Genomic DNA, 9101 nt, shown 5'->3' with positions numbered 1-9101 from the left:
GTGCGGGGGTGCTCGGGCCGTGCGGGGGACGGCGGTGCGGGGAGGACGGTCAGCGGTTGGCCGACCAGCGCGTGATGTACGCGCTGATGCGGGAGATGGCGAGGTCCAGCAGGACGGCCAGGATCGCGATCACGATCGTGCCGAGCAGGACGACGGGGGTGTTGAGGGTGCGGCTCGCGCTCATGATGAGGCGGCCGATGCCCGCGTCGGCGCCCTGGAACTCGGCGGCGACGACGACGGCGAACGCGAGGGCGCTGCCGATCCGGAAGCCGGAGAGGATCTCCGGCACGATGGCGGGCAGGACGACCGTCCGGTACACCTGGTTCCGGCTGGCGCCCAGCGAGCGGGCTGCCTGGACGTAGACCGGAGGAACGTTTCCGCAGGCGACCGTCGTGTTGACGACCATCACCATGAAGCAGGCGAGCGCCCCGAGGAAGATCTTGCCGCTGTCACCGATGCCGAACCAGAGGATCACGAAGGGGATGAGGGCGACGGGCGGCACCGGGCGGACGGCCTCGATGACCGGGTTGAGCACGTGGAACAGCCAGCGCGCCCGGGCCATCAGCAGCCCCACGCCCACGCCCAGCGCCGAGCCGCCGATCCACGACACCAGGACGCGCAGGAGGGTCGCCCACGCGTCCTCCAGCAGGCGGGTGTTGAGCGTGGTCACCGCCTCCCAGAGCGATTCCGGGCTCGGGAAGTAGAGCTGGCTGATCGTCTCCGTCCCGGTGGTGAGCACCCACCACAGGGCCAGCAGGGCGAGTGCCACCAGCAGGCTGAGCAGCCGCCCGTACTCGCGCGGCTGCCGCTCGGTGCCGGCCAGCGCGGTGTCGGGCGGGGTGAGCGGGCCCGTCGGAGTGGGGGTGCCCACCGCGGAGGCCGGGCCGGGCGCGTCATGCTGCGTCATCGTGAACCTCCCGGAGGGTGTGGGCGATCTCGTTGCGGAGTGCCTGGAACTCGGGGCCGGCGCGGAGGTCGAGATCGCGGCCGGTGCCGAAGGGGACGTCGATGACGCTGTGCACGCGGGCGGGCCGTGGCGTCATCACCACGACGCGGTCGCCGAGGAAGAGCGCCTCCTCGATGTCGTGGGTGACGAAGACGACGGTCTTCGGCTCGGCGCGGACCACTCCGTCCACGGCCAGCCACATCGCCTCCTTGGTGAACAGGTCGAGCGCGCCGAACGGTTCGTCCAGCAGCAGGACCTCGGGGCCGCTGGCGTAGGCGCGGGCCAGGTCGACGCGCTTGCGCATCCCGCCCGAGAGCTCCTTCGGGTAGGCCCCGCGGAAGTCGGAGAGCCCGACCAGTTCGAGATAGCGCTCGGTGCGCGCGGCCCGCTCGGACCGGGCCAGGCCCTGCATCCTCATCCCGTAGCCGACGTTCTCGGCGACGGTCAGCCAGGGGAAGACCGCGTCGGACTGGAAGACGACGGCCCGGTCGGCGCCCGGCCCGCGGACCGTTCGGGGCCCGACGGAAATGCTGCCGGCGGTCGGCTCCAGGAATCCCGCGACCAGGTTGAGCAGGGTCGTCTTGCCGCAGCCGCTGGGCCCGACGATGCAGATGATCTCGTTCGAGGCGATGGCGAGACTGGTCTCGTTCAGGGCGACCGTGCGCTTGCGGGCCGTCGCGAAGACCTTGGAGACGCCGTCGATGGAGATGTCAGCCACAGTTGTCCGCCTTTCTTCGGTTCGAGGGAGGGGCCGCGGTCGACCGCCGCGCGGTGAGCGAGACCGACAGCACGTGGCGCCGGGGCGCTCCCGCCTGCCGTGCCGGCCCGTGCTCCAGCGCGGCGACGAGGGCGTCGGTGGCACGGCGGCCCAGCTCGCCGACGTCCTGGTGGACCGTGGTCAGGCGGGGGTGCGCGTAGCGTCCCGCGGGGATGTCGTCGAAGCCGACGACCGACACGTCCTCGGGAACTGCGATCCCCCAGCGCTGGAGCTGGTCGATCGCCCCGAACGCCATCAGGTCGTTGACCGCGAACACGGCGGTCGGGCCCTCCCCGCGGAACGCCTCGGTGTGCCTGAGGATCGCCTCGCGGCCGCCCTCCTCGGTGAAGGCGGTGGACTCCACCAGGGGGGCCTGTGCGCCGCTCGCCGTCCAGGAGTCGCGGAAGCCGGCGACGCGCTGGTCGCTGCTGACCAGCCCCCCGTCGGCGGCGATCACGAGGGCGCGCCGGTGGCCGAGGCCGAAGAGGTGCTCGGCCACCAGACGGCCGCCGTTGTGGTTGTCCGACACGAAGGACGGCGCGTCCGACCCCGGTACCTCCTCGTCCACCAGGACGAGCGGCAGGTCGCCGAGGAGCGCGCCGAGCTGGGAGTTGGTCGGCGGCGCGCCCGCCGCGTAGATGAGCCCGTCGACCGCCCGTGAGCGGATCATGGCGAGGTGGTCCACCTCGCGTGCGTGGTCGAAGCCGGTGGTGCACAGGATGACGTTGTAGCCGTGGCTGATCGCGGTGGCCTCGACGCCGTGGGTGAGGTCGGCGAAGAAGCTGTTGCGGATGTCGGGGACGATCAGGCCGACCAGGCGCGTCCGGCCGATGGCGAGGTTCTGTGCGGAACGGCTGGGCACGTAGCCCAGTTCCTGCATCGCGCTCTGGACACGCGCCCGCACGCGCTCGCTGACCTTGCGCTTCCCGCTGAGGGCGTGGGAGACCGTCGTCGGGCTCACGCCTGCGCGCTTCGCGACATCGGCTATCGAGACCATGTTTCCCGCGTTCTCCTTGTTCGGCCGGCCGGTGACACTGACTTTGCAAAGCGCTTTGCCAAACCGCTTTGGAGCACCGTAGACCCGAAGGCACCCCCTGGCCAAGAGGGGAAACGCGGTCGTTACAAATCGATATGCGCGCGGCGATGGACTCCGCCCGGCCGGCGGCGGGCATGACGACGCCCGCCCGGCGCCGTCGTGGGGACGGTGCCGGGCGGGCGGGGAGTCACCGGGTGGGACCCGGGTGTCCGGCCGCTCCGGGGAGCGGCCGGGCCTGGTCGCGCGAGGGTCAGGCGTGGCTGGCGAACACCGGGAGGTATCCACCGGTCTGGCCGGCCGCGGTCGGGTGGTAGGAGTCACCGATCGGGAAGGTGACGCTGTGCAGCCACGGGCTGGAGGAGCAGATCTCGTGGCCGGTGAAGGCGGAACGGACGTCGCCGTAGCTGAAGCCGTGGTCGGCGGCGCGCTTGCTGGTGATGTCGCTCAGGTGGTTGGCGGTGTTGTTGATCGCACCGCGCGCCTGCTCGCTGATGCCGACGATGCAGGAGCCGTTGAGCTGGTAGATCCGCGGGTAGCCCAGCACGACGACGCGGGCCTGGGGGGCGCGCGAGCGGATCTCGGAGTACACCGAGTCCAGCTGGGCGGGGAGGGTGTTGCTGATGTAGTTGTTCGCCACGCCCATCCGGTTCACGCAGGAGGCGGTGGACTGGAGCACACAGGTCTGCATGGCGTCGGCGAAGCCGGCGTCGTTACCGCCGATGCTGATGCTCACGAGAGTGGTCGAGGAGTTGAGCGGGCCGAGCTGGTTGGCCAGGACGTCCGTGGTGCGGGCGCCGGAGCAGGCCGTGAAGTGGAACGCCGACGGGCTGTTCGCCGCGGCCCACTGCTGGGGGTAGGCGTTGGCGCTGCGCTTGCAGTTGCCGCTGCCGGAGTCGTAGTTCCCCGCGCCGACTCCGGAGGAGTAGGAGTCTCCGAGTGCGACGTAGACCTCGGCGGCGGCGGCCGGCTGGGCCGCGGCGCCGGCGGGGCCGAGCAGGGACGCGCCGAGGACCAGCGCCGCGGTGGCGGCACCGGTGATAAGGCGACGGAACTTCATCAAGCCTCCTGAACAGGCTGGGTGGGGGTTACCTGCTGTGTTACCAGCTGGTAATTCTTTTGAGAAGTGTCCATGCCAAAAAATTTCGGCCAACACACCCTCAGCAACGACCCAAACCCGGGCAGGTGACGCATCGTCGGCGCGTCGAGGGGAACGGGACGGCCGGCCTCCCCGGGAGGGGAGACCGGCCGTGGGTGGCACTCCGCCCGGCCTCCGGGCGGGCGGCTCAGCTCTTGACGCCGACCCCGCCGTAGACGGCGACCCGGTCGAGCTCGGCGGAGACCTCACCCTCCGGACGCCAGCGCGAGACCTGGACCAGCCCCGGGTCGGCGAGTTCGAACCCGTCGAAGAGCGGCAGGATCTCCGCGTGACCGCGGAGGCTGAGGTTGGCGGTGGCCTTGGCGTACACCTCGGCACCCCGGTCACCGGTGTCCTTGGCGTGGAAGTCACCGGTGGCGTGCGAGAGCACCAGCCGGCTGCCCGGCGCCAGGTGCTCGGTGAGGGCGGAGATCAGGCCCTTGGGGTCCTCGGCGTCCTTGATGAAGTGGAGCACGGAGACCAGCAGCAGCGCGACCGGCTGCGAGAAGTCGATGTGCTCGCGCATCACCGCGTTCTCGGTGATGGCGACCGGGTCGCGCATGTCCGCCAGCAGGAACCCGGTGTTGGGCGTGGCCGTGAGCTTCGCGCCGGCGTACACCGAGACGATCGGGTCGTTGTCGATGTAGACGACCCGCACCTCGGGGTCGACCGCGTGCGCCGCCTCATGGGTGTTGGGCGAGGTGGGGATACCGGTGCCCACGTCGATGATCTGCCGGACACCGGAACGCACCACGTCACGCACCGAGCGCTGGAGGAAGTCACGGTTGGCCTGCGCGCTCAGGCGCACATCGGGCGTGAGCGCCATCAGCTGGTCGGCGGCCGCCCGGTCGACCTCGTAGTTGTCCTGACCACCGAGGTAGTAGTCGTACATCCGCGCCGGGTGGGGGCGGCTGGTGTCTATCCGGTCGGGGGTCAGACCCTGGTCGGTCACTGTCTGCTCTCTCTCACGAGGTGGCTCGCGCCGCTCTGTCGCAGGAATGGGATGGGTCGAAACGAGGTGGGGCGAAACGGGTGGGGCGAAACGGGGTAGGGCGACACCGGGTGGCCGAAACGGGACGGGCCGGACGCGGTGGGCCCGGCGGGTCAGACGAGCAGGAAGTCGGCGTCGCCCGACTTCACGCCCGCGATGAACTTCTCGATCTCGTGGGGGGTGTAGATCAGTGCCGGGCCCTCGGGGTCGGTCGACTGGCGCAGCGCCACCCGGCCGTCCCCCAGCCGCAGGGCCTCCACGCAGCTGCCGCCGTTCCCCCCGCTCCAGGGCTTGCGCCAGCCCTCCTTGCCGAGCAGCGTGGCGGGCATCCCGTTGTAAATGCGATCCATGGTTCAGATCTCCTTGCGAAGGGCACTGAGGATGGCCTCAGTTCGGTGCACTGGCGCGGCCTGCGCGCACATCCGGTCCAGGGCCTCCCGGAAGACCGACACGTCGTCGCGCTGGTCGAAGTAGGCCGCGCCGACCAGGCTCTCCGCGCAGGCGACGTCGGCGAGCTCCGGGACGGGGAAGCGGAAGAGGTGGAAGGGCCCGTACATCGCCGGATGGAGGCCCGCCGCGAACGGCATGACCTGGAGCCGGACCTGCGGGAGCGCCGCCGCCTCGATCAGCCGGTCGAGCTGTTCGCGCATCACCGCGCGCGGGCCGGGCGGGCGGCGCAGCACCGTCTCGTCCAGGACCGCCCAGTACAGGGGCGGCTCCTTGCGTTCCAGGAGTTCCTGGCGGGCGACACGGAGCGCGACCAGGCGGTCGATCTCCTCGTCCGGCGTCTGGGGCATCCCGGCGCGCAGCACAGCGCGCGCGTAGCCCTCGGTCTGCAGCAGGCCGGGCACGTAGTGGGGTTCGTAGGCGCGGATCTGCTCGGCCTCGGCCTCCAGGCTGACGAAGGCGCTGAACCATCCGGGCAGCACGTCGCGGTACCGGTGCCACCAGCCGGGACGGTTCGCCTCGCGCGCCAGACCGATGAAGCCGTCTATCTCGTCGGCGTCGCTGACGCCGTAGAGCCGCAGCAACTTCTCCACGTACGGGACCTTCAGGCCGACCTGCGCCTTCTCCATCCGGCGGATGGTGGCGTGGGTGACGTCGAGGGCCTCCGCGGCCTCCTCGAAAGTCGTCCCCGCCTGCTCACGAAGGTCGGCCAGTCGCCGCCCGAGGACCACTCGCAGTGCCGTGGGAGCGCCTCCGACCGGGCCGCCAACCACTACTGCTTGTCCTCAACTGCCGTCATGGGTACAGAGCTTGCCATGCCGACGGCGGTTTCGACAGACTGACCGGCGTCATTCTGCAAATCACAGAATGCCTCTTGCCGGATGTCAATTCAGCCAGCACAGTAGGACGGTGGCTTCCTCCTCCCACGCTCAGCCCTTAGAGCGCTACGACAGCTCCGCCCAGTGGAGCGCCCGGACCCGCTTCCACCTGCCCGCCGAGGACAGCTCGGCGGCCGAGGCGCGAAGACGGACCCAGGCGCAGCTGCGGGAGTGGCGCGCGCCCTGTGACGCGCGGGACAACGCACAGCTGGTCATCTCCGAACTGGTCACCAACGCGCTGCGGCACACCCGCAGCCGCTCGGTCGGCTGCGAACTGAGGATCAACGGCAGCCTGCTGCGCGTCGCCGTCTCCGGCGAGGGTGCCGGGCCGCGGCGGGGGCCGTCGGTCGCCACCGAGGAGGACGAGGGCGGCCGGGGCCTGCTGCTGGTCGTCACCCTCTCCCGCGGGTGGGGCGTGCGCCCTCTCGACGCCGGCCGGGGCCACACGGTCTGGGCGGATCTTCCGCTGCACGGCGCCCCCGCCTGAGGCTCTTCCGGGCGGTCGGCTCCGGTCCGGCGCCGCATTCGGCACCCCGGGCCAGGACCGTCACGCCCGCACGTCCGATACCGTTGCTGTAGGTGTGTTCGGTGGCTGGGCGGCCCCGGCACGCGCGGCGCACCCGGGCACACCACCGGAGCTGGAAGCAGACGGCAGCCCTCTCGGGGGTCCCGTTCCGGGCGCCGCACGAGGCTGAGGGAGGCAGGCCATGGGGACCGAGCCGCACAGTAGCGACGAGCCCAAGCGTGAGGACTGGGACGACCTGGTCCTGGACGAGAACTTCGTCCGGGGGGCGGAGGTGAGCGAGCCGACCGCGCGCACCCGGATGCTCACCGAGCGCTGGAAGAACGAGGCGCCCGCGCCGCAGCCCTGGCGCTCGGACGAGCCGCCGGCGGGCTGGATCCACAGCACCTCCCCCAAGCAGGAGAAGCGGGACAAGAAGAAGCAGCGCGGGAAGAAGCGGCGTGGCTGGTTCCGCCGCAAGAAGGGGGACTCCCCCGACGCGCCGGAGTGAGTCGCGTCCGCGTGCCGGCGGGGCCGGCGGGCGGCGGTAGGTGACAGCGGGCCCGGGGCAGCCGTCCCGGGCCCGCGGCGCGCCGCCACTCGGGTGAGCGGGGGCGCCCGTTCCGACGACGCGTGCGGCGGGGCACGTCACCACCCCACCAACACCCCTGATTGTCGTATTTACGGTTAATGCGTCAATACGACACAGGTGGTCATATGGCATCCCGGACCAGTCGCAGTGCCGCGCTGCTCGCCGCGGTCTCCCTCCTCGCAGCCGTCGCCGCGTGCGGCACCGACCCGGGGCCGTCGGCGGACGGCGGCACCGCAGGAAGCGCGGCGGGCGCCGAGGCGCCCGAGGGCTTCACCCTGGTCGCCACCGGCGACATCCTGGTGCACGACTCGGTGATCCGCCAGGCCCGCTCCGACGCCGGCGCCGAAGCCGAGGGCCACGACTTCGGCCGCATGCTCGCCGGCGCCGCCCCGGTGACCGAGGGCGCCGACCTCGCGATCTGTCACATGGAGACGGTCTACGGCCCCGACGGCGGCCCCTTCTCCGGCTACCCGATGTTCGTCACCCCGCCGGAGATCGCCGGAGCGATCAAGGACGCCGGCTACCACTCCTGCTCCACCGCCTCCAACCACACCCTGGACGCGGGCCCGGAGGGCGTCACCCGCACGCTGGAGGCGCTGGACGCCGCCGGGCTGCGGCACGCGGGGGCGGCCCGCTCCGCCGAGGAACACGCCGAGCCCACCCTGCTCGAAGCCGGTGGCGCCACGGTCGCGCAGCTGGCGTACACCTACGACACCAACGGCATCCCCGTCCCCGCCGACCAGCCCTGGCTGGTCAACCTGATCGACCCTCAGCGGATCATCGCGGACGCCCGGGCCGCCCGCGCGGCGGGAGCGGACGTCGTCGTGGTGAGCATGCACTGGGGCACCGAGTGGCAGGAGGAGCCGGATCAGAGCCAGCTGGACCTCGCGGAGACGCTCACCTCCTCCCGCGACGGCGACCGGCCCGACATCGACCTGATCATCGGCACCCACGCGCATGTGCCGCAGGCGTACGAGAAGCTCAACGACGTCTGGGTCGTCTACGGCATGGGCGACCAGCTGGCCGGCCGGATGAACGACCCCCGGGGGCAGATGGGTTCGGCGGCGCGGTTCACCTTCGACCCTCCGGCGGAGGGCGAGGAGCGCTGGACGGTCTCCGGCGCCGAGGTGGTGCCGCACCTGGTGGACAACGACCCGCTCGCGCTGGTCAACCTTCCCCGCGCGGTCGCCGAGGACCCGGGACGGCGTGAGTACCAGGAGGCTCTGGAGCTGATCAGCGCCGCCGCGTTCAGCCGGGGCGCCGCCGACGACGGGCTCACGATCGGCGAGTGAGACCGGTCGCCGTTCGGGCCGGCCCTCGCCCGGGCGGGCGCCGGGCCGATCCGCACGGACGCCCGCATCGGGCGCGCACCGGCCCGCCGGTGACCAATCCGCTTTCAACAACGCTTCACCCCATCAGGCGAGTTCCGCCGCTCCCGGCCGTGGCCGGGAGCGGCGCGGCCCATTCTCGGAGTGTGAAAACCAGTCCACCGCCCGGCCGGCGCGGCCTGCCGCACCGGGCCGCCGCCGTGCCGGCCGCCCTGCTGGCGTTGCTGATATCGGCCACCCCCGCCACGGCGTACGCGTTCGCCCCGGACACCGAATGGCCGGAACTGACCTCCTGGCCCCCTGAACTCGGCACGGAGCCACCCACTCCCCCGGTCTTCGGGGAGGACCGGCGGATCGAGATCGGCGGGCCGGGGCGTCGTATCGTCGCCGAGACCGGCCCGGACGGTGCCTCCGCTCGCGTCGAGGGGCCGAACGGCTGCGTCACGGCGTCGGTCTCCGCGCGGAACGGCGCGGGCGCCCGGGTCGGCC

At 71.8% G+C, this 9101-nt stretch carries 11 protein-coding genes; 4 read left to right on the top strand and 7 right to left on the bottom strand.

What is annotated here, in order from left to right; translation table 11 throughout:
- Positions 1-49: 49 nt before the first annotated feature.
- From E0D90_RS19920 to E0D90_RS19890, 7 genes are all read right to left on the bottom strand, one after another.
- Positions 50-907: an ABC transporter permease gene (locus tag E0D90_RS19920; protein WP_103500709.1), complete on the bottom strand. Its 858-nt coding sequence runs from the start codon at positions 905-907 to the stop codon at positions 50-52.
- Positions 894-1664: an ABC transporter ATP-binding protein gene (locus E0D90_RS19915; RefSeq protein WP_130799493.1), complete on the bottom strand. Its 771-nt coding sequence runs from the start codon at positions 1662-1664 to the stop codon at positions 894-896. The genes E0D90_RS19920 and E0D90_RS19915 overlap by 14 nt, the downstream gene beginning before the upstream one ends.
- Complete coding sequence (locus E0D90_RS19910) at positions 1657-2700, bottom strand: LacI family DNA-binding transcriptional regulator (protein ID WP_130799492.1); 1044 nt, start codon at positions 2698-2700, stop codon at positions 1657-1659. The genes E0D90_RS19915 and E0D90_RS19910 overlap by 8 nt, the downstream gene beginning before the upstream one ends.
- Before the next feature lie 289 nt (positions 2701-2989).
- On the bottom strand, positions 2990-3796 hold the full coding sequence (locus E0D90_RS19905; RefSeq protein WP_130799491.1) for an SGNH/GDSL hydrolase family protein: 807 nt from the start codon (positions 3794-3796) through the stop codon (positions 2990-2992).
- A 226-nt stretch (positions 3797-4022) separates the two neighbouring features.
- Positions 4023-4826, bottom strand: coding sequence for an SAM-dependent methyltransferase (locus E0D90_RS19900; RefSeq protein WP_130799490.1), 804 nt, complete (start codon positions 4824-4826; stop codon positions 4023-4025).
- Positions 4827-4978: 152 nt separating this feature from the next.
- On the bottom strand, positions 4979-5215 hold the full coding sequence (locus tag E0D90_RS19895) for a DUF397 domain-containing protein (protein ID WP_103500704.1): 237 nt from the start codon (positions 5213-5215) through the stop codon (positions 4979-4981).
- A 3-nt stretch (positions 5216-5218) separates the two neighbouring features.
- Positions 5219-6085, bottom strand: coding sequence for a Sco1979 family transcriptional regulator (locus E0D90_RS19890; RefSeq protein ID WP_498072965.1), 867 nt, complete (start codon positions 6083-6085; stop codon positions 5219-5221).
- Positions 6086-6221: 136 nt separating this feature from the next.
- Here E0D90_RS19890 and E0D90_RS19885 point away from each other — a divergent pair, with 136 nt between their 5' ends.
- The 4 genes from E0D90_RS19885 to E0D90_RS19870 form a co-directional block, all read left to right on the top strand.
- Positions 6222-6677 carry an ATP-binding protein gene (locus tag E0D90_RS19885; protein WP_227870348.1) on the top strand — a complete coding sequence of 152 codons (456 nt, stop codon included), beginning with the start codon at positions 6222-6224 and terminating at the stop codon, positions 6675-6677.
- A 220-nt stretch (positions 6678-6897) separates the two neighbouring features.
- Positions 6898-7203, top strand: coding sequence for an SGM_3592 family protein (locus E0D90_RS28430; protein WP_103500701.1), 306 nt, complete (start codon positions 6898-6900; stop codon positions 7201-7203).
- A 206-nt stretch (positions 7204-7409) separates the two neighbouring features.
- The gene (locus tag E0D90_RS19875) at positions 7410-8576 is read left to right on the top strand and encodes a CapA family protein (protein ID WP_130799488.1); all 1167 of its coding nucleotides are present in this window, start codon (positions 7410-7412) and stop codon (positions 8574-8576) included.
- 182 nt (positions 8577-8758) lie between these two features.
- Positions 8759-9101: hypothetical protein (locus E0D90_RS19870; protein ID WP_130799487.1), on the top strand; the 343-nt coding region annotated here is incomplete at its 3' end.

Origin of the sequence: Streptomyces otsuchiensis (genome assembly GCF_004305975.1) — a bacterium.
Classification (GTDB): domain Bacteria; phylum Actinomycetota; class Actinomycetes; order Streptomycetales; family Streptomycetaceae; genus Streptomyces; species Streptomyces otsuchiensis.
Note: the sequence above shows the minus strand (reverse complement) of the source record. Positions and strands in the feature narration are given on the sequence as shown.

Excerpts from the sequence above, each read along its gene's own strand:
- E0D90_RS19920 (WP_103500709.1), bottom strand. The coding sequence starts at position 907 with ATGACGCAGCATGACGCGCCCGGCCCGGCCTCCGCGGTGGGCACCCCC.
- E0D90_RS19910 (WP_130799492.1), bottom strand. The coding sequence starts at position 2,700 with ATGGTCTCGATAGCCGATGTCGCGAAGCGCGCAGGCGTGAGCCCGACG.
- E0D90_RS19905 (WP_130799491.1), bottom strand. The coding sequence starts at position 3,796 with ATGAAGTTCCGTCGCCTTATCACCGGTGCCGCCACCGCGGCGCTGGTC.
- E0D90_RS19895 (WP_103500704.1), bottom strand. The coding sequence starts at position 5,215 with ATGGATCGCATTTACAACGGGATGCCCGCCACGCTGCTCGGCAAGGAG.
- E0D90_RS28430 (WP_103500701.1), top strand. The coding sequence starts at position 6,898 with ATGGGGACCGAGCCGCACAGTAGCGACGAGCCCAAGCGTGAGGACTGG.
- E0D90_RS19875 (WP_130799488.1), top strand. The coding sequence starts at position 7,410 with ATGGCATCCCGGACCAGTCGCAGTGCCGCGCTGCTCGCCGCGGTCTCC.